This window comes from Lysinibacillus sp. COL-1 (assembly GCF_059814265.1).
On the sequence record NZ_JCAWSJ010000004.1, the window covers coordinates 549982 to 571274 of the forward strand.

At 35.4% G+C, this 21293-nt stretch carries 18 protein-coding genes and 1 pseudogene; 16 read left to right on the top strand and 3 right to left on the bottom strand.

The genetic code is table 11. The annotated features are described in order from the left end of the window. Positions 1–60: 60 nt before the first annotated feature. The 12 genes and pseudogenes from AC6BKE_RS10910 to AC6BKE_RS10965 form a co-directional block, all read left to right on the top strand. A pseudogene (locus AC6BKE_RS10910) lies at positions 61–312 on the top strand (ATP-binding cassette domain-containing protein); the annotation flags it as partial. Between the two features lie 1049 nt (positions 313–1361). Next, complete coding sequence (locus tag AC6BKE_RS10915) at positions 1362–2513, top strand: Gfo/Idh/MocA family protein (protein WP_499856824.1); 1152 nt, start codon at positions 1362–1364, stop codon at positions 2511–2513. 18 nt (positions 2514–2531) lie between these two features. Beyond that, positions 2532–3524, top strand: coding sequence for an ABC transporter permease (locus AC6BKE_RS10920; protein ID WP_036126514.1), 993 nt, complete (start codon positions 2532–2534; stop codon positions 3522–3524). Between the two features lie 13 nt (positions 3525–3537). Beyond that, positions 3538–4416, top strand: a complete 879-nt coding sequence (locus tag AC6BKE_RS10925) for a carbohydrate ABC transporter permease (RefSeq protein WP_036126512.1) — start codon at positions 3538–3540, stop codon at positions 4414–4416. Positions 4417–4435: 19 nt separating this feature from the next. Continuing rightward, on the top strand, positions 4436–6052 hold the full coding sequence (locus AC6BKE_RS10930) for an extracellular solute-binding protein (RefSeq protein ID WP_082673726.1): 1617 nt from the start codon (positions 4436–4438) through the stop codon (positions 6050–6052). 197 nt (positions 6053–6249) lie between these two features. Next, the gene (locus AC6BKE_RS10935; RefSeq protein WP_058844173.1) at positions 6250–6921 is read left to right on the top strand and encodes a YesL family protein; all 672 of its coding nucleotides are present in this window, start codon (positions 6250–6252) and stop codon (positions 6919–6921) included. Next, complete coding sequence (gene nagA / locus AC6BKE_RS10940) at positions 6918–8096, top strand: N-acetylglucosamine-6-phosphate deacetylase (RefSeq protein ID WP_089931848.1); 1179 nt, start codon at positions 6918–6920, stop codon at positions 8094–8096. Before AC6BKE_RS10935 ends, nagA begins: the two co-directional genes overlap by 4 nt. 69 nt (positions 8097–8165) lie before the next feature. Further along, positions 8166–8897, top strand: coding sequence for a GntR family transcriptional regulator (locus AC6BKE_RS10945; protein ID WP_058844171.1), 732 nt, complete (start codon positions 8166–8168; stop codon positions 8895–8897). Between the two features lie 69 nt (positions 8898–8966). After that, a complete protein-coding gene (locus AC6BKE_RS10950; protein ID WP_271912435.1) occupies positions 8967–9809 on the top strand; it encodes a class II fructose-bisphosphate aldolase in 843 nt (280 codons plus the stop codon). After that, positions 9806–10744: a 1-phosphofructokinase gene (gene pfkB, locus AC6BKE_RS10955; RefSeq protein ID WP_499856825.1), complete on the top strand. Its 939-nt coding sequence runs from the start codon at positions 9806–9808 to the stop codon at positions 10742–10744. Before AC6BKE_RS10950 ends, pfkB begins: the two co-directional genes overlap by 4 nt. A 10-nt stretch (positions 10745–10754) precedes the next feature. Beyond that, the gene (locus AC6BKE_RS10960) at positions 10755–11771 is read left to right on the top strand and encodes an SIS domain-containing protein (protein WP_330493541.1); all 1017 of its coding nucleotides are present in this window, start codon (positions 10755–10757) and stop codon (positions 11769–11771) included. A gap of 99 nt (positions 11772–11870) precedes the next feature. Next, positions 11871–12746 (top strand): ROK family protein, encoded by an 876-nt coding sequence (locus tag AC6BKE_RS10965; protein WP_089931850.1) that lies wholly within the window; start codon positions 11871–11873, stop codon positions 12744–12746. A gap of 487 nt (positions 12747–13233) precedes the next feature. On the opposite strand, the gene AC6BKE_RS10970 is transcribed toward AC6BKE_RS10965, so the two are convergent. From AC6BKE_RS10970 to AC6BKE_RS10980, 3 genes are all read right to left on the bottom strand, one after another. Further along, complete coding sequence (locus AC6BKE_RS10970; protein WP_036126498.1) at positions 13234–14331, bottom strand: ABC transporter ATP-binding protein; 1098 nt, start codon at positions 14329–14331, stop codon at positions 13234–13236. A gap of 82 nt (positions 14332–14413) precedes the next feature. Next, positions 14414–15319, bottom strand: a complete 906-nt coding sequence (locus tag AC6BKE_RS10975; protein WP_036126495.1) for a PucR family transcriptional regulator — start codon at positions 15317–15319, stop codon at positions 14414–14416. A 423-nt stretch (positions 15320–15742) separates the two neighbouring features. Next, positions 15743–16618: a glycine betaine ABC transporter substrate-binding protein gene (locus tag AC6BKE_RS10980; RefSeq protein WP_499856826.1), complete on the bottom strand. Its 876-nt coding sequence runs from the start codon at positions 16616–16618 to the stop codon at positions 15743–15745. A gap of 226 nt (positions 16619–16844) precedes the next feature. On the opposite strand from AC6BKE_RS10980, the gene AC6BKE_RS10985 reads away from it, so the two are divergent. From AC6BKE_RS10985 to AC6BKE_RS11000, 4 genes are all read left to right on the top strand, one after another. Then, a complete protein-coding gene (locus AC6BKE_RS10985) occupies positions 16845–17417 on the top strand; it encodes a manganese efflux pump (RefSeq protein WP_499856827.1) in 573 nt (190 codons plus the stop codon). A gap of 463 nt (positions 17418–17880) precedes the next feature. Continuing rightward, positions 17881–18492, top strand: a complete 612-nt coding sequence (gene isdC, locus AC6BKE_RS10990) for a heme uptake protein IsdC (protein WP_231745045.1) — start codon at positions 17881–17883, stop codon at positions 18490–18492. After that, positions 18493–19917, top strand: a complete 1425-nt coding sequence (locus AC6BKE_RS10995) for an NEAT domain-containing protein (RefSeq protein WP_499856828.1) — start codon at positions 18493–18495, stop codon at positions 19915–19917. It abuts the gene before it with no gap. Between the two features lie 82 nt (positions 19918–19999). Further along, positions 20000–21292: an NEAT domain-containing protein gene (locus tag AC6BKE_RS11000; protein ID WP_342535352.1), complete on the top strand. Its 1293-nt coding sequence runs from the start codon at positions 20000–20002 to the stop codon at positions 21290–21292. Position 21293: the final 1 nt, after the last annotated feature.

A 21293-nucleotide genomic window follows, 5' to 3' on the forward strand; every position in this document is an offset into this window, starting at 1 on the left:
AAATCACCAAACCTAATTTTAGCATAATAAGATGTTGGGGTTTTCGTTAGTAGATGTATCCCAAAACAACTAGTTGGATTTGGTCGCTTTCCTTACTCAAAGGGAAGATTAACTAAAGAAGATGAGATGATTATTTCTAAATATATCGATTTCTTAGACTTAACTGATTTAGAGAATAGATATTTAGATGAACTTTCTGGTGGTCAAAGACAAAGGACATATGTAGCGATGGTTTTGTGTCAAGAAACTGAATATGTACTATTGGACGAGCCATTGAACAACCTTGATGTTGCTCGTTCTGTTCAAATCGTTTGCAGTAGCAACTGTCTGTTTTCCGTTCTAGCTTTTAAAATAATTTGTGTTAGTCTGCACACACTATCCTACAATAAAGGGATACAGTTTCAGCAACAATTGTTGATGGTCTTCCAATAATATCGAGCAATAGAAACAATGATGAGCCTAGTAACCTTATTTATATTCATTGGAGCAACGATAGTTTATAAAAGTAATTGAGGGTAGATCGTTACTGATTGAACTTTGCTAATAAATATAGTATTTGTTAGCATGAAAAAAGAAGTTGAACAAATTATAAGATTATTGTTGACAAGTTAAATGAAAATGATTATCATTATCATATAAAGAATATTCCTTGACTACAATACAGTGTAGCAAGGATGAACTTTAGCTACTTTTCTCCAGAAGTTTGCTAGTTCATGATTACGCTCCTGAAACCCCCCTCATTTTTTGGGAACGTGAAAATCTCAGACGACTCATCTATCATAGGTGAGTCGTTTTTTTATGTTTTGAGCATAAAAAACAGTCTGTGATAGTAACTCAACAAGCTGTCTCTCATTATTTTTATATAAAAGATACTGCAAAATTAATACTTCAAGCACTAATAAAATATATGAACTAGGTGGTCTACTGAGCCCATATAGTTTTAATTTTCAGGTACTATTTGATATTAGTCAAAATTGGATTATTAAAAACCAAAATATAGAGAGCATCGTTTACATATAGATGATTCATTTCGAAATTTGTTTATTTTTAGAAAAATATTTTAAGAAAATAGAGTAGTAGATTGAGCTATTGAAGAAGGGGTATATTTTCTGAATTTTCGGATAGGTCAACTCATATACGTTTTATTTAATTTATACTAGCGAACAAAACCTAGGGTATTGACATATTAAGTGTTAGAATTATATATTTATTCCAGTTAAATTTTTGGAATATTCATTACATTTTTTGTTTTAACTTGTACCTACAACGTGTTGACGTGTAGTGGTGTTGTTATGAATAGTTTAATTTGATTTGTAAACGTTTACGAAATACAGGGAGCAAGGATAAGAGGGGGAATTACAATGAAAAAAATACGAATTGGTGTAATTGGAGCCGGTTTAAGAGGGGGCTTAGCACAATACTGGCATAAACCTACTGGAGCATCAGAAATAGTAGCATTAGCTGATATCTCTCAAGAACGTTTAGAAAAATTTCAGGAAAAATTTGATACACCATTATTTTTAACAAAGGACTATAAGGGATTATTAACAAGAGATGATATCGACGCAATTGCGGTTTTATCACCAGATTATCTGCATGAAGAACATATTATTACTTGCTTAAGTGCAGGCAAGCATGTATATGCTGAAAAACCATTAGCCATTACTGTGGAAGGGTGCGATCGAATATTAGATGCATGGAAAAAGTCAGGAAAGCATCTAATGGTTGGCTTTAATATGCGTTATATGAGTATGTATCAAACGATGAAAGGCTTAATTGACTCAGGAGCTATTGGAGAATTAAAGGCTATATGGGTACGTCATTTTGTTGGATTCGGCGGTTACTTCTACTACCACGATTGGCATGGTAATTCAAAAAATACAACATCTCTGCTACTTCAAAAAGGCTCACATGATTTAGATGTCATTCATTGGATTTCTGGGAAATATGCAACGAAAGTCTCTGCATTTGGTAGCTTAGATTATTATGGTGGAAATCAGCCAAATACGTTAACGTGTCCAACATGTGACCAGAAAAAAACTTGTCCAGAATATGTTGAACATACATTTACGGAATGTGCATTCCGTGAAGAAATTGATGTAGAGGATAATAATATGGTCATTATGGAATTGGAAGGTGGCATAAAAGCTTCTTACTTACAATGTCACTTCACACCAGACTATTCACGAAATTATACATTCATAGGTACGAAAGGGCGTATCGAAAATGATGATATCAATAATAAAATTTATTTAAAAACACGAAAATCAAATTCTTGGGAAGAACTTAGTGATGTTGTTTACGAAATGAAGCCTGAGGAAGGAAGCCATGGTGGGGCTGATCCAAAAATTGCCCAAGATTTTGTAGAACTCATTCTCTACAATAAAGAACCTTTAACAACGCCATTTGCAGGACGAATGAGTGTTGCGGTGGGCTGCGCAGCAACAGAGTCTATTCGTAACGGAGGCAAGGTTATGGAGATCATACAGGAATCTACCATTCTGCAACATTGATAAATTGGGGGTGTAATTATGACGCTTTTAGATAAAACAACTGTTGAGGACAAAACATCTAAAACACAACGTTTTTTCAAAAAGCAATCAAAAGTAAAGAAAAATCACTTGGTAGAGTGGAAAAAATCTATCAAAAAAAATTGGGAGCTTTATTTATTACTAGCTCCTGTCATACTTTACTTTTTGGTTTTTCATTACTATCCACTATATGGGGTACAAATTGCCTTTAAGGATTTCATTGCTACAAAGGGAATTATGGGAAGTCCGTGGGTAGGGTTTAAGCATTTCGAACGTTTTTTTGATAGTTATTATTTTTGGCGCTTAATAAAAAATACGATAGGGATTGGTGTATTCACTTTACTTATATCTTTCCCAATACCAATCATTATTGCATTGCTATTAAATGAAGTGAAAAGTCTCCGTTTTAAAAAATTTGTACAGACAGTTATTTATGCCCCACATTTTCTATCAACAGTAGTCGTTGTGGGTATGCTGTTACTATTCTTAAAGTCTGATGGAATGATTAATCAAATAATTTTGTTATTTGGGGGTACACCAATTGATTTTATTTCAGAACCAGCATGGTTTAAATCAATATACGTACTATCTGATGTTTGGCAAACGATGGGATGGAGCTCCATCATATATATTGCCGCTTTAGCAGCCGTAGATCCAGCACAGCATGAGGCGGCAATGATAGATGGGGCATCAAAATTCCAAAGAATTATTCATATTAATATTCCTGCGATTATGCCGACTATTGTCATTTTATTTATCTTAAATGTAGGATCTGTCATGGCAATTGGATTTGAGAAAGTATTTTTAATGCAAAATGATTTAAATATGTCGGCATCGGATGTTATATCAACTTTCGTTTATCGTAGCGGGATTTTAGAAGCGCAATATAGCTTTTCAGCAGCTGTTGGCTTATTCAACTCTATCATTAATTTTATCCTCCTTATTATGGTTAATAAAATAGCTAAAAAAGTGAGTGATACAAGTTTATGGTAAAGGAGAGATTGACATGAAAGAATCAAAGGGCGATCGTGCGTTTACACTCTTTAATTATATTTTTTTAACAATTGTAGCAGTTGTTGTTTTGTATCCACTTATTTTTGTTTTAAGTGCTTCCCTTAGTAATCCGGAGTACGTAATCTCGGGGGATATATGGCTATGGCCAAAGGAATTTACGGTGGAGGCCTACCAAAAGGTATTCCAAAATCCAGATATTATGAATGGATTTATCAACACTTTGAAATACACATTCTTTGGAACATTACTAAATATAGTTATGACAATTTGTGCAGCCTACCCTCTTTCTCGTAGACATTTAAAAGGAAAAGGCTTTATTATGGCATTTATGGTTTTCACCATGTTTTTCAGTGGAGGACTAATTCCTACATATTTATTAATTCGTGATTTGGGCATGATTAATACTTTTTGGGTCATGATTATTCCGAACGCGGTAGCTGTATGGAATATCATTATTATGCGGACATTTTTCCAGTCCATTCCATATGAGCTAGAGGAATCTGCCATGATTGATGGCGCAGGGAACTTCCGTATTTTGTGGAGTATTGTTCTACCACTATCATTACCAGTTATGGCAGTCATGGTTTTATTTTACGCTGTAGGACATTGGAACTCTTATTTCCAAGCATTGATTTACTTGCAAGACCAAGATAAGTTTCCACTACAACTTATTCTGAGGCAAATATTAATTCAAGGACAAGCTGACGATATGATTAAAGCGACGTCAGAAAGCTTTTTAGCTCAAAAACTTAGCGTTGAAGGGTTAAAGTACGCAGTTTTAATCGTTGCTAACCTACCAATGTTAATGCTTTATCCATTCTTACAAAGATATTTTGTAAAAGGTGTCATGATTGGTTCATTAAAAGGTTAAAGAATAGGGGCGATTTTAAATGAAAGTGAAAAAAAAGCGTGTTTACGGTTTAGTAACAAGCCTGATGTTAGCTGCAAGTTTGCTAGGAGCATGTTCAGATAATAAAGATAATGGTGGAGAAAAAAGCGGTAATCTAGATCATTTGAATGCAACGGATATGCCTATTACAAAAGAGAAAATTGAAGTAGACGGTTTTGCAGCAAAGTTTTTTGCATCACAAGATTGGAACAATCTAATGTTATGGGAAGAATACGAGAAAATGTCTAACATCCATATTAATTGGACAACTGTTCAGACTGAAGTATTAGCGGACAAAAAGAACTTACTTTTAGCTGCTGGAAATTATCCAGAAATATTCTTTGCATCAGCATTTTCAAAAACTGATTTAATCAAGTATGGACAACAAGGTGTATTCTTACCGTTGAATGATTATATTGATCAATATGCTCCAAATTTTAAAAAACTATTAGAAGAATACCCATCTGTAAAACAAGGTGTGACGATGGCAGATGGCAATATTTATGGCTTCCCAACAATTTACGATCCGAAGTTTTCATCACTTCGCGTCGGAGCTCCATGGATTAACCAGAAATGGCTTGATAATCTAGGTTTACAATCACCTGAAACAACAGAAGACTTGTATAACGTGCTGAAAGCATTTAAAGAGAATGATCCTAATGGCAATGGTTTACAAGATGAACAAGGCTGGGGAACTGGCTATGGTATTGAACAAATTATTTCTTATTTAAGAGGTTCATTTGGCTTGAATAAACAAGGAACGATGAATCTGAATTTAGACTTTAAAAAAGGAACTGAAGAATTCCGTTTCGTGCCAACGACAGACGAATATAAACAATTACTTGAGTTTTTAAATAAACTTTACAAAGAAGGTTTAATCAATAAAGATGTATTTACGACAGAGCCTCAGAAATTTGCGGCAGAAGCAGCTAAAGGGACGTTTGGTATGCTTAGTGAAGTAGACCCGAAAGAGTTATATAAAATAGATGGTTATACTGGTGCACAAGTTTTAGAAGGACCGAATGGGGATAGACAATTTACTGCGATGACTAATGGTCTTGGTAATTTAGGCATGTTTGTTTTAACAGATAAAGCGAAAAATCCTGAAGCGATGGTTCGTTGGATTGATCATTTATATGGTGATGAAGGAGCTAAAATGTTCTTTATGGGCTTTGAAGGTGTCACTTACGAAGAAAATGCGGATGGTACTATTCAATATGTAGAAAATATTACGAATAACCCAGATGGCAAAAACTTAGATCAAGCGATAAGTGATTATTTAACATGGCCAGGCGGCTATTACCCTGGGATTGTAACGAAAAAGTACTTCCAAGGTGCAGAGGCTAAGGAAAATTCTATTAACAATGCTAACCAAGTAATGCCATATGCATTGAAAGATGATGAAATTATTCCAGGATTGAATTACACAGTAGAAGAAAATGATCGAGTGTCAGCCGTTTTAACAGACATTCAAACGTATGTAAATGAAATGACGGCAAGTTTTATTACAGGTAAAGAAAGCTTCGATAAATGGAATGATTATAAGAAAACAATTGAGAAGATGGGCTTACAAGAATATTTGGAAGTAGCACAAGGGGCATATGACCGATCAAAATAAATAGATTTAGATTTCCTTCAAGCTTAATAAGAAGGAGAAGGTCACATAAGCTAAATAGTCACTTTTGATTCCAAGCTTATGTGACCCTCATTCTATAAACCTTCTTTCTAATGACGTGTCTAGTTAGAGAAACCAACTCTTCACACTTAAAATGAAGCATGCACGATATATAGTTGTATGTGAATCGTAGGGAGGTAATGTACTTGGAATTTGAAGGGTGGAAAAGTAAATTATACTGGATTGTAGAGTGGATCACATTGTTAGCAGTGCTACAGATATTATGGACAGGCTTAACTTTGCTTGGACTTGTTTTATTTGGACTATCCCCAGCAACTGTTGCAATGTTTACTACTTTACGTAAAAGATTACTAGGAGAAGATGACTTAAAAAGATTAGTAAAAATATATTGGAATACATATAAAGTCGAATTTATTCCATCTAATAAAATAGGTATTATCTTACTGGGTTTAGGCTACTTTTTAATCATTAATTTTCAGATTATTATAACATTTAATGGCATACTTGGTTTACTTTTGCTAACAATGTTCATCACAATTAGTATGCTATTCGGTATTATTCTAGTGAATATATTTCAACTATATGCCCATTATAATTTACCATCATTACGTTACTTTGCTGCTTCCATCATATTTAGTATTGCGTATCCATTACAGATGATTAGCAGCATTATAGGGCTTGCCATACTATATAAAATTTATAGTTGGATTCCTGGCTTATTACCATTCTTCGGTGTTAGCTTAACTGCATTATTTTTAACTTGGATGTCATCTCATATATTTAAGAAAGAAATTGAAGCAGAGGAACAAACGAATCTACCACAGTATTCTGGTGGAGGGATAACCTCATGAATAAAATATGGATTATTAATGCTAATATCGTTTTGGAAAATCAAATTTTAAATAACGGATTTCTAGAAATGTCGGGAGGGAAAATTACAGTAATTGATCAAATGGATAATTGTCCTTCACTAGCTTCGATAGAGAATGTAATAGACTGTCAGCTAAAAGGTTATATAATCCCTGGAATGATCGATATCCATGTACATGGTGCTTTAGGACATGATTTTATGGATGCTGATCAAATTTGTTATTCGAAAATGGCGAAGTATTTAGCTAGTGAAGGCATAACAGCTTTTTTAGCAACAACGATGACAGCTCCTATGTCAGAGATTGAAGCTACTATTGAGGAACTTTCTTCTTATTATAAAAACCAACCTACAGCAGTAGCTGAAATGTTAGGAATTCATTTAGAAGGTCCATTTATTAATGGGGCAAAAAAAGGAGCCCAACCAGAAGAGTATATCTTAAAGCCAAATGTTCAACAATTTAATGATTTATACGATAAGTCTCAACAATCCATTCGTCTTGTCACATTTGCACCTGAGGAAGATAGCAATTTCGAATTACTAAAAGAATTGACTAGTAAGGGAATTATTGCATCTATTGGTCATTCTGACGCTGACTATCATACGGCAATCCATGCATTAAAAGCTGGTATCACTCATGCAACACATCTATTTAATGGTATGAGTGGACTTCATCATCGTGATCCAGGTGTTGTTGGAGCAGTGCTTTTAGCTGAAGATGTGTATGTTGAGGTAATTCCAGATAATATTCATTTCCATAAAGATTTACTACCAATGGTTTACAAAATGACGGGCTTAGATCGTTTATTAGTCATTACAGATGGTATACGTGCAAAGGGGATGCCAGATGGTATGTATAGTTTAGGTGGAAATGAAGTAGAAGTAATCAATAATCAATGTATTCAACGTAAAACAGGATCCTTAGCTGGAAGTGTGTTGAATATGAATACAGCAAGGAAAAACATAGAAGAGTGGCTTACACTTTCAATCGTTGAACAAATGCGTCTTGTTTCTTTGAATCAAGCAGTACATTTAGGGTTCGATAAGCGAAAAGGGTCTATTGCACTAGGAAAAGATGCAGATGTTGTTTGGTTGAATGAAGAAGGAGAAGTGGAGAAAACTTTTTGCTTAGGGAATCTTGCCTTTGAGAAGGGTTGATATATCAATAGGCATCTTTTTATATAGATGGTATATTGATTACAAAACCTAGAGAAGGAAGGAAAAAAGATGCATTTGTTAGATCAATCCAGTGTAATCCCATTGTATCACCAATTGAAACAAATATTATTTGCAAAAATACAATCAGGTGAATGGAAGCCAGGAGATAAAATTGACTCAGAAAACCAATTAATGGAAATGTTTCGAGTTAGTCGAAATACAGTAAAAAAGGCAATTGAGGAATTAGTAAAGGAAGAGAAATTATATCGTATACAAGGGAAAGGGACCTTCGTTTCGAAACCTAGACTTGAACAATCGCTTGGAGGATTTTATAGTTTTAGTCGCATGATTCAAGAAAAAGGTTTAAATCCAAGAGATGAAGTGCTAGAAATACAGAAGGTTTATCCCTCAACAAAGGTTAGGTCCAATTTAGCATTAGAGGAAAATGAGCAAGTAGTAGAAATGAAGCGTTTACGATTTGCAGATAATGAGCCTATTATTTTGGAATCATCATTTTTACCTTTAAGTATTATTAAGGATAGTGAAATATTAAAAGAAGTAACTACTTCCTCTTTATACAGCTTATTAGAACAACGGTTTAACATTATTGTTGTAAGGGCGCGAGAAGCTTTTGAACCAGTCCTTATTAATAAAGATGAAGCGCCTTTATTGAAAACAGATGCTGGAAAACCAGCTTTATTACTAGAACGAACTGCGTTTGATACTTCAGGAAAACCAGTTGAATTCTGTATTTCGATTGTAAGAGGGGATCGTTGCCGATTTTATACAGAATTAAACTAATTGAGTAATTCCCTCTATTTTTTTACGTTATAGATTATACCAACAACCCATTGAGGGAGGAATTCTATTATGCCATTAGTGACAACTAAAGTTATGTTAGAAGATGCTTATAAAAATAATTATGCAATCGGTGCTTTTGGAGCACATAATTTGGAAATTATAAAAGCAGTAATTGCTGGTGCAGAAAAAGTAGGTGCACCTGTCATTTTGCAAACAACTTCAAGCACTTATAAATATGTTGAGATGCCTTATATGATTGCACTTGCAAAAACAGCAGCTGAACAGGCAAAAGTACCGGTGGCATTACATCTGGATCATGGTGAATCTTATAAGATTGTTATGGAATGTTTACGGGCAGGCTATACCTCTGTGATGATTGATGGTTCCTCCTTACCTTTTGAGGAAAATATCTTATTAGTAAAAAAAGTAGTAGAAGCTGCAAATGCGTTAAATGTGCCTGTTGAAGCAGAGCTTGGGACAATTGGTGGTGTCGAAGATCGTTTAAGTGTCCATGAGGATAATGCATTCTTTACTGAACCCAAGCAGGCTGAACATTTTGTAAAGGTTACAGGAATCCAGTCATTTGCTCCAGCTTTTGGTACAGCGCATGGTAAGTATAAACAAAAGCCAAAATTACAATTTGATCTTTTACAAGAAATTCATTGTTCTACAAATGTGCCCTTAGTCATGCACGGAGCATCTGGAGTGCCAGAAGAGGATGTGCGTAAATCTTTGAATTATGGCATTGCAAAAGTGAATTTTTCTACTGAGCTGAAGGATTTATTTGCTGAGCAATTAAGAGATTATTTTAAGGATAATCCAACTGAAAATGATCCAAGAAAGTATTTCCTTCCAGCACGTGAATCTTTAATTAAGTTAGTAGAGCAAAAGATTGAGATGTTACAAAAATGATTACTACATTAACCTTAAACGCAGCCATTGACCAAGTATATGAGGTAGGTTCTTTAATGGTTGGTCAAACCAATCGTGTATCGCAGAAGTCACAACAAGGTGGAGGGAAAGGTGTTAATGTAGCTCGTGTTATCGTGGCACTTGGTGGCGATGTAATTATTGGCGGTTTCGTTGGTGGATTAAATGGTAGTAGAATAACGGAACTTTTACGTGAAGAAAATTTACAAACAGAGTTCATACAAATACAGGAAGAAAACCGAATTTGTTTAACCGTTATTAATCAGCAAAAGAAGGAAATGACAGAGCTTTTAGAGACAGGACCAACCATTTATGAATATGAATGGAATAAAATGTTAAATTGGGTTGAGGCACAAGCCGAACATACTAGCTATTTTGTGTTGTCAGGAAGCCTACCTAAAGGTATCCCAAAAACGGCCTATGCGGAGATTATTCATAGATTAAAGCAAAAAGGGATTCGAGTTGCACTTGATACAAGTGGTGATGCGTTGAAACATGGTATTAAGGCAATACCCTCTATCATTAAACCTAATGAGGATGAAATGACTCAATTGATTGGTAAGCCAGTTCTAGCTCAGAAAGACTTAGTTCAAGCTGGTGTAAAATTACAAGAATTAGGGATTGAACATGTGTGTTTTTCATTGGGCGAGCAAGGGGCTTTATTCGTTAATTCGTTAGGGGTTTACAAAGTGAATGCACCACGGATAAATGTTGTCAATACAGTTGGCAGTGGTGATGCCTTTTTAGGTGGACTTATTTATAAGCTCTCACAGGGTGCAGACCCTACAGAGGCATATAAATGGGCTGTTGCATGTGGCTCAGCGAATGCAGAAAATAAAGAGATTGCAAAAGTACAAAAAGTGACTGTTGAAAGTCTCTTAGCCGAGATACAAATAACTAAAATTAAAGAGAAGTAGGGATTTGTTTATGTACACTTACAATGAGATTATGGCACAAGGACAAAAGTTAGAAAAAACAAAAGACATTGTTCAGTCAATTGCATTCAATAAAAGTGCTGTAGATGTCGTTCTTTTCACGGGATGTGGAACATCATTTTATTTAGCGATTGCTGCAGCACGTTATTATCAAGCTGTAACTGGAGAGTTTGCTATTGCTGTACCAGCATCTGAGTTATTTTTACACACAGAAACGTATATTTTAAAAAATAAAAAGTATCTTATCATTGGCATTTCACGTTCGGGGACAACTTCGGAAATCATTATGTCTTTAGAACATTTGAATGATGCGGAAAATATACGTACTATGGCAGTGACATGTAATGGGGACACACCTATGGCTAAATTAACTGATGAATTGATTGCTTTAAATGATATATCAGAAAAAAGTGTGGTAATGACTCAATCATTTTCTAATATGCTATACGCTCTCCAATTATATGCAGCGAAAATTAGTGGACGAACGGATATGATGAAACAGTTAGAGAAAATTCCTACACTTGTTCATTCGGCATTAGGCAATGGAAAGCAATTAACACAGGTGACAGAAGATGTCTCAAAAAAGCGTTTTATCTTTTTAGGGTCTGGTGCTTATAATGGGTTGGCTAAAGAAGCGACATTAAAGCTAAAGGAAATGACACAAACGGAATGTGAAAGTTACTCCAATTTAGAATTCCGTCACGGCCCTATCTCTATTGTCGATAAGGAAACGGTTGTTATTTTATTTACACAAAATGAAACGAAGGAATATGATCACGCATTAGTGAAAGATATTCAAAAGCTGGGAGGTTTCGTTGTTGTCATCGGTATAGCTTCAGAAGAATTAGAAGCAGATTTAATTCTCAAGTTATCAGAAGAAGTAGATGATTTAAATCGACTTGTTGAAGCTATTCCTTATTTCCAACTATTGGCTTATCAAAATGCAATATTTAAAGGTTGTGATCCTGATAAGCCACGTAATTTAACGCAAGTCGTAAATCTTTCATAACATAAGCAGATGCAATGAAGAATAGACATATATATAACCTTTACTTTCTGAGAATTGCGAATTCGAGTAGATCATGTGGCGAAAACTGGTGGTGGAAAGATGCGTTATATTTTAGTAGCAGATGTTGGCGGAACAAAATTAGCAACGGCTTTATTCAATCAACAGCAACAGTTGTTAATCAAAAAAGAGGTACCAAGTGATGTTACAAATAGAGAAACTTTATTCCATTGTTTAATTAATAGTTTTGAAAAGCTATGTATAGAGCAAGAAGTCTCTATTAATGAGATCTCTAAGGTATGTATTGGTGTACCTGGTATTGTGGATGTTCAAAAAGGTCTAGCAGTTTATCAAAATAATATACCGTGGAGTAACTTTCCGATTTCTGAGCGTTTAATTGAATTTTTTCCATATGCACAAATATTGATGGATAACGATGTTAACATGGCAACCTGGGGAGAATACAATGCTAGAGGGTTCTGCAAAGAAGTGATGGTATATGTAACATTAAGCACCGGATTATCTTGTTGTACAGTTGTAAATGGCGAATTTATAAGAGGAACAGGATTAGCTGGTGAAATAGGTTTTAATATCGTTGGTAATGATGGAGAAACATTGGAAGAAAGTGTGTCAGGACCTGCTATAGAAAAGTTAGGAAGAGCGTTACTGGGGAATTCGGAAATTCGATTAAAAGATATGATGGAGCTCTATTACAAGGGAGACCTCATCATGGATAAGCTTTTGCAGCAATTAATCTACTGCATGGAAAAACAATTGCATCAAATGATTTTGATGCTTGACCCACATTGCATAGTGTTAGGTGGCGGCTTTTTTAATCACCATCCGAAAATCATAGAGCAGATTAAAGAGGTGATTCAGCAACGTTTGTTAAACACACCTTTTGAAGGGAAAGAGCAAATTATAGGCAGTAGTATTCGTAAAGGTGAGGCGGGACTGTACGGTGCAGCAATGAAATAAAAAGAGCAATCGTTTTTATACTTAATATTATAAATCTCTACTCCAAAATAGCGGTACCGTTAGGAAAATAGGGATTTACATCGATAAAAAAAATCCAACTTCCTTATAGATTCTATTGAGAAATTTTTGACATGAAATGTTTCATTTCTACAAGACGGAGGTAATAGTTGAAAACCTCATATAAAATAGTTGAGATAGCTTAGTGGCGAAATGACAGTGTATTTTTCCATCTAGCTATCTTTTTTGGTTATTTTGCTTTGTTTTATATAAAGTAATAGCAAAATAACATCCACCAAGTAAAATACGATTGTTGGATGCAGAAACACTGATGATCTTCTAAAATCTAATCAGATCAGTGAAGTTGGTTGAATCTAAAGTCAATCAATAATCGAGTATGGACTATGAGTGGGAGGTAAAAAAAGCGGGAAACAGACTCTTTGCCTGAATCCCTTTCTATGAGGATTAATATTTGCAGTACTTTTTGCTTCTAACGAATGCGTTTCTCTGTTTCTAAGTCAAAGAAATGTGCCCGAGACATATCAAATTGTAGGTGTGCAACTTGGCCTTGTGTAATTTTTGTATCAGAGTTAACACGTGCAATATAAGGCTGTCCATTTAACTGGGCATGTAACATCAGCTCAGCACCTGTTAATTCTGATACTTCAATATTTGCCTCGATGGACGAGAAGAAAGGCTCAGAAATGACAGAAGAATTTTCATAAATATGCTCAGGACGAATGCCAAGAATCAGCTCTTTTTGTAAGTAGCCTTGTTCTAATAATAATTTTGATTTTTCTGCTGGAATAGTTAATGAAATAGGACCGATCTGAATTCCTTCTTCATGGAAAACCCCTTTAAAAAAGTTCATGGATGGAGAGCCTATAAAACCGCCAACAAATTTATTTTCAGGTAAGCCATATACTTCTTCAGGTGTACCAATTTGTTGAACAATACCGTCCTTCATGACAACAAGACGCGTTGCCATTGTCATTGCTTCAGTTTGGTCATGTGTTACATAAATTGTCGTTGTTTTTAAGCGCTGATGAAGCTTGGTAATTTCTGCACGCATTTGTACGCGTAGTTTTGCATCTAAATTGGACAAAGGCTCATCCATTAAGAAAATATGTGCATCTCGGACGATTGCTCGACCAAGGGCAACCCGTTGTCTCTGACCACCCGATAAAGCTTTAGGCTTGCGATCCAAATATTTTTCTAAATCAAGAATGGCTGCTGCATTGTGGACACGTTCTTTAATTTGTTGTTTTGAAAATTTTCGAAGCTTTAAGCCAAATGCCATGTTGTCGTATACCGTCATATGAGGGTATAGTGCATAGTTTTGAAAAACCATCGCAATATCACGTTCCTTTGAAGGTACATCGTTCATTCTCTTGTTATCAATAAAAAAATCGCCTTCCGAGATTTCCTCTAAGCCAGCTATCATACGTAAGGTGGTTGATTTCCCACAACCTGATGGACCAACAAGTACAATAAACTCTCTATCCTGAACAGTTAGATTAAAATCAGATACAGCCGTTACACCGCCATCGTATATTTTATAAATATTATTAAGTATGATTTTCTCCATATTTAATCCCCTTTGTTCTTTTTTACAGTTTAAATAAAGTGAGGAAGAAAACCAATGTCTAAAATGCATAATTTTCAGTTAACTATTTTTGTGCATTTTGTAAAAATGACCAAAGATAACTAGCAAAGTAAACAAGTATTGCACCATCTAAATTTTTTATGTTAATATTTGTGATTTCCTGGAATTTTGATAAACGATAGGTTAATGTATTACGATGCATGTGCAACTTCTTAGATGTCAACGAAATATTTAAACCACATTCATAAAAAGTTTTAACAGTTTCAAGTAATTCTCTATCAGACTTTAAAGGTATAATAATTTGCTCTTCTAAAAATTTTAGAATAGAAGTAGGCAATTGTTGTGTTAGTAAAATAGGGAATATCGTTTGAAATGAATAATAAGGTTCAGCAAATCTTAAATGTAAACATTCCTTGAACCATTGTGCTTCTCTTTGGAATTTATATGGAAATTTCTTATCTATTTCATAAAATTCTCCAAGATATAATTGGATTCTGACATAAAAATCTGCTTCAATTGTACGAATAAGTGCAATAAAATCTTCTTTCTCATTCATAGAAAGACTCTTAGGTTCAATGAGTAAAAATTGATTTGTAGTAACTTGAATTAATATCGTATCTTCCTGAAAAAAATTATAAAGAGCTTCTTTTAAAGCCTCTAAAGGAGGGTTTTCATTTATAAAAGTAATTTGAATAACTCGAGCTTTATTAAAGGATAAATTGGATGGTATATCACCATTTGAATAGATAAATTCATACCAAGTATCCGATGCCTGAAATAGTGAAGAGGTAGCTTCAGTATAAAAAACAGTAAGCCATTGGTAGTCTCGCTGTGAAACCTCATGCTTTGAGATGGAAAACCATTCTTTTGTTTGGTGATGGTAGAAAATATAAGAGTCATATGATAGCTGAGTTGGCTTTGTTCGATAATAACGATATGAAGGAAACAATGCTTTGAGATTTAAGTTCATTAAATATTCCTCTTCTTTCAATATATAGTAAAAAATATAAAAAGCGCTAAATGAAAGTCATACAATTTTGTAAAAGACATAGGTTGGAAAAAAACAACGTTTATATAAGCATTTCAAAAGGGTTATAAAACTCCAAATATGTACAATCAAAAAATATGTGATATAAATTTTTCTCCTATTACTAGTAATAATAAGTGCTAGGATAAAAAAAGTTAATAAGTATAGCTTTGATTCATGGAGCATCACCCCAAAGGATTTATTTTTTATTTATCTATGTAGATAGAGTGCTTTATGTGAAATTAGTGGATTTACTTCATTTAATTGTAAAAGAAAAAAGACTGTAGGCAAACTCTCAAATTTTTTGAGTTTGTCTACAGTCTGAATCCAATGACTAATGATGAGTAATTGGATCTTTTGTAGTTGTTATGCCTTTACATCTTTTGTCCAATCTGCGACTTTGTCTTGGTTGTTTTCAATCCATCTTTTTGCTGCTTCTGTGGCACTCATACCTTCCATAATATCGAACATCACACTTTCTATATCTTCGGAAGTCCAATGGAAATGATCAAGGACACGATAGGCATCGGGATCATCTTCTTTCAAGCCATTACGAGCAAATGTGCCAATATATTCTTCTGTCCCATATAAACCTTTTGGGTCATCTAAATATTTTAAATCGTATGCATTAAATATCCAGTGCGGTGACCACCCTGTAATGATAATTTCTTCATTATTAGTAATGGCTTGACTAAGGGCGGCTGTCATTGCACCTGCAGAAGAAGTAAGTACATTCCAGCCTTCTAGATTGTTATATTCCTTATAGGCATTTTCTGTCGTAGCCATCATATTAGCCCCAGGTTCAATGCCTGTAATTGTTTTATTGGCTTCAGTGGTTAAGTCTTCGATTGAATCGACATCCATATAGCTTGGAACAACTAAGCCAATTTTAGCCCCAGTTAGATTTTCACCTAAATTCTCTATTTTATCTTTGTATTTCTCTACTTGCGGAGCATGTGTTTGCGGTAACCAAGCAGATACCATACCGTCAACCTCTCCGTTTGCAAGTGCCTCCCACATAATGCCATTGTCGAGTGGCGTTAATGTTACCTCATATCCTAAATCCTCTAAAACTTGTCCTACTACGTGAGTAGAAGCTACTTCAGTATCCCATTCAACATAGGCTAGGTTGATTGTCTTTCGATCTTCTTTTTTAGATCCTGCATCTGCTGAACTACATGCAGTTAAAACGAGTAGACATAGTAAAGAAAAACCTATTTTCCATAATTTTAGATGTCTCATAAATTTCCCCTCTCTAGCAATTCTTATATTCTTGCGAAAATTAAAAAATCAATAAGTAACAACTTAATTTTAATGACAAGTTGTTACTTTTGTCAAATGGATGTTGTACAAATCAAGAGGGGAATCATGGGATTAGCCGTGCAGTCTATATTGGGCTGCCCAAAAATCTTTCTATTGATCACATATGATAGGTGAAAATGGAAACGGTGATTTGAGGAGGCTTAGTATGCATTGGATTACCATTATTTTAATAGGAATTGCAGCGAATTTAGATAATTTGGGAATCGGCCTAGCTTATGGCGTCAAACAAGTTAAAATTCCGATTTTATCCAATGCTGTGATTGCTGTCATGTCAATGATTGTCACATACATCGCAGTAACAGCAGGCAGCACAGTTGTTGCGTATATTTCACCGCATACTGCCAATTTATTAGGCAGCTTGCTGTTGTGTATTATTGGGCTCTGGACTTTAATGTCCAATAATTTTTCTAAACAACAGATAGCTGGCAACCCTGAGTTATTTGATGAAGATAAAAACTTAGTGATTTCAATGCGAGAGGCAATGGCACTCGGCTTCGTTTTATCAGCGAACTGTTTAGCAGGGGGCATTGCTATTGGGGCAAATGGCATTTCGGCCCTTTGGACGGTCATATCGATTGGTGTGTTTTCGTTTATTACAGTGGGAGTGGGGAGTCAATGTGGCTCTTTACTATCAAAAACGTATATTGGTAAGCATTCAACTGCGATCTCAGGATGGCTGCTAATTATGATTGGCATTTTCGAGATTTTTGCTAAATAACATATGAAAACAATGGGTAACCCCCACACCATATGTAGATGGAGTATTTAATGTAGAAGTTGATTGGAACGAAGAGCAGCGACTCCAGCGGGAAAAGCGGGATGGACTGAACGGATGTTTTTTCTACGAAAGCGAAGCGACAGTAACGACGCAAGGGAAGCAGCTCGGCCCCGCCCGCGGAAAGCGTCCGCTCCTAGTGGAAATCAACGGCATTACTTTATTTCATCGAGTTTGTCTACAGTTTGAGAATATAACCATATTTTGGTTATATTCTTTTTATTAGGAGGAAAATTTGACATATTGAGGACGAATTTGGTTTAACGGTTGACATACACTGGTATCAACGATTATTCTTGGGAGTAGAATCGTAATTGAGAATAATTTTCGTTTAGGTGAAAGTGCTTTCATGAGGATATTTTTTCAATTATGATGTTTTACTATGACCAAGGGAGGCGTGCAATACATGAAGAAAATGCTCATGTTGATCATGCTTGTTAGTATTATTGTCGTTAACTTAGGGTTGACACAAGCATCTGCTCAACTGGCTGATGGCACACATTCGATAAAATATCAGGTCAATAAACCTGACAGTAACTCTGCATCCATTGCCAACGATTATTTTGTAAAACCAGCAAATGTAACAGTGAAAAATGGTACTGCTACAGTACAAATTACTTTAAAAAGCAGTGCGTGGATTACGAAATTTCAACCACCTGGTGGAGCAACTGTTGTGAGTGAAGATAAAGCAGCAGATACTCGCACTGTACAATTCACAGTTAATGATTTATCAAAACCAGTAGTAACAGCTATGAAAATTGATATTGATGATATTAATTATCACCATGAATACAGTGTATCGCTTGTATTTGATGCCGTATCGACTGCTAGCCCAGCTGCTACAACGCAACAAGCAACACAAAATGAATCAAAGTCACCCCAAGCATCTACTACAGAAAGTCAAGTGCCGAACCCACAGACAGGTGACGCAACACCTTATCTATTAATTGTTGCTTTAGTGGGATCAGCATTTTTACTTTATAAAAAAAAATACCAAACAAAAACGGAGGGTCAATAAATGACTAAAAAACGTCAATCTCGCGCAACTAAAATAGTACTAGCTTCATTGCTAGCGGCATCTCTTTCAGTCCCATCTTTTGCATCGGCAGCAGAGGTAGTAACTACAAATACTGAAGTGAAGGCAGAAGCAACAAAAGCTGACAAAACGGCAGCAGTTATCAATTTCCAAATCTTCAAACCTGGTACAACAGAAGCACAACCTGCTATTAGCTCTCATCTAGTACCACAGGGTTCAATCGTTGAAAAAGATGGAAAATTTGAAGCGAATTTAACGATTACAGCTAAATCAGCACCAATGATTGCAGGTCTACAAACAAAGCAAGGTGATAAATTTGTAGATGCTACAGAAGTGAAAAATAGTGATGGCACAATTACATACAGTTTCCCTGTTGTTGTTGATGAAGTAAAATCAGCAAAAATCCATGTGGTTGTTCCTTCTGCAAATATGGACAAATGGTATGATTTTGATTTAAAAGCAGTGAAAGAAGTAAAAGAAGAAGTAAAAGTGGATGAAGTAGCTGTTACTGTTTACAAAAATGGTACAACAGAAGAATCTATGATGAAACAATATATTGCACCGAAAGTAGGCGTTTCTGCTAAAGACGGTAAAAATATTGTGACAATGACATTCCCTCAAGGCCAATATGTACATGGTTTTACTGTAGAGGGGAAAGAAGCAACACTAGTGAAACAAGATGATGCTACAAATGCACGCACATACTCATTTGAAGTAGCAGATTTAAAGAAACTTGTGAATGCTCAATTACACATCGTTGTTAATGAACCAGCACAAGGTGTGAAGTATGACGCGAATCATACAGTACAATTTAGTTTTGCTGTCGAAGGTGCAGTAAAGCCAGTTATAAATCCATTTAAAGATATTAGTAAAGATGCGAATAAAGAAGCCATCCTATCACTTTACAGCTTAGGAATTGTTAAAGGACAAGACAACTTTAATCCAAACAATAACATTACACGTTCTCAATTTGCCTTAATGGTGGCACGTGCATTGAACGTCTCTTCTACAAAAGATGCAGGATTTAAAGATACAGGTAAGCTTAGTGCAGAAGCTGTTCAAGCTATAAATGCATTAGCGGAAGCTGGGATTGTTAAAAAAGCAACAAACTTTAATCCAAATGACACATTAACTCGTCAACAAGCAGCTGTGATGATTTACCGCACAGTAACACATGTAGCAGGTAAAGAAATGAACTTTGGCGACCCAAGTCTTTCTTACTATGCTGATGGGGCAAAAGTGAAAGATGAAGAAGCGAAAAAGGCCTTTGCACTTCTATATGCAGGTAAAGTGATGACTGGTTCACCTACTGCAGATGGTAAAACAGTTATTGATGCAAATAGCCCATTAAAACGTTCACATATGGCAAAAATTTTAAATGGTTCATTGCAATACATCAACAAATAATGATCTTCACAGCAACTTCCTTTCTCATATTGATGGGGAAGGAAGTTCCTGTGCTTTTAAAGAAATGGGAGGCTATGATGCAATGATTCTAAAAAAAAATAACCTTTGCATAGTGGCTGTTTGTACAATTTTATTAATCTTTTTTTCTCCATTCATTTTTCTAGAAGCAGAAGCAGAGGAATCTGTTATTGCAGATGGTAGTTATCAAGTTGAACTAAGTTTTTCTCCAATCGAAGGCTTTGAAGGAAGTATTTTCAAACAAGTAGCAACGCTCGCAGTTAAGGATGGGCAATATCAATTAACGATGAAACTTGAAGAACTCAATCCTATAAGAGATATACATATCGAGCAGCAAGGCAATGAGCTTTCTTTTACACTAGATAAAATAGAAAATTTAGTTCAGTTTGATGTTTTAGCCTTACAACAACCAATTGTCCTAAAGGGCAATATAGAGCTTGCAACAGAAGAACAATATGCTTCGTTTTCCCAAGAGCTTCGCCTCAAAGTGCAGACACTGTCACCAAATATTCCACAAGGTGAAGGTAGTGAAGAAGTGGCTGAGGGAATAAATTCAGAAGGAACAATGGGCCAGGAATGGTCATTGGATTATGAGTTAATGGTAGATGGTAAACAAGAGCCCTCTATTATGAATAGCTATGTGAATCCAGTGGCAAAGGTGATCGAAAAAGATGGTAGATACTACGCACAAATGACGATTTTACAATCAGCTTGGATCACAGGATTAACGGTAGATTATAAAGGACAGCAAGTTGAACCTAAACTACTTTCACTTTTAGATAATGTACGAATCGTGGAATTTGAGGTTGAAGATTTAACACAACCATTACGATTGTGGGTGAAGATCGATATTCCTGATATTTCTTATCATCATCAATATTTTGTTCAATTAGTATTTGATCCAGCACAGGTTGCAAAGATTTTAGATAAACCTTCAGAAGAAGTATCCTCCGAACCCAAAGACAGTGATAAAACAGCAGAAATAGTAGGAAAAGAGCAAGTGCAAAAGCAAGTGCAAACGCCGTTGGAACAAAACAATGTGAAGAAGGAAGCGAACTCGGCTACATCGACAGTACCCACTACCCAATCGATGCTTGTTGTACCACAGGAAGAAAAACTAGCATTTGATCGGACACTGGATGAATCAGTGGACGAAGCAGAGGAAGAGGCAGCAGAGGAAAACAAAAAAGAAGAGGTTGCCACTGATAAGGTAGTGAACCATTCTACGGCAAAGCAGCAGATCGAGCCGCTAAACATTGTAAAAATTATGTTGCTAATCGCTATTTGCCTTGTATCAGGTTGGTTACTCATTCGCCGTATTAAAAAAGCCAAAAAAGATCGTACTGAGCAGAAATAAG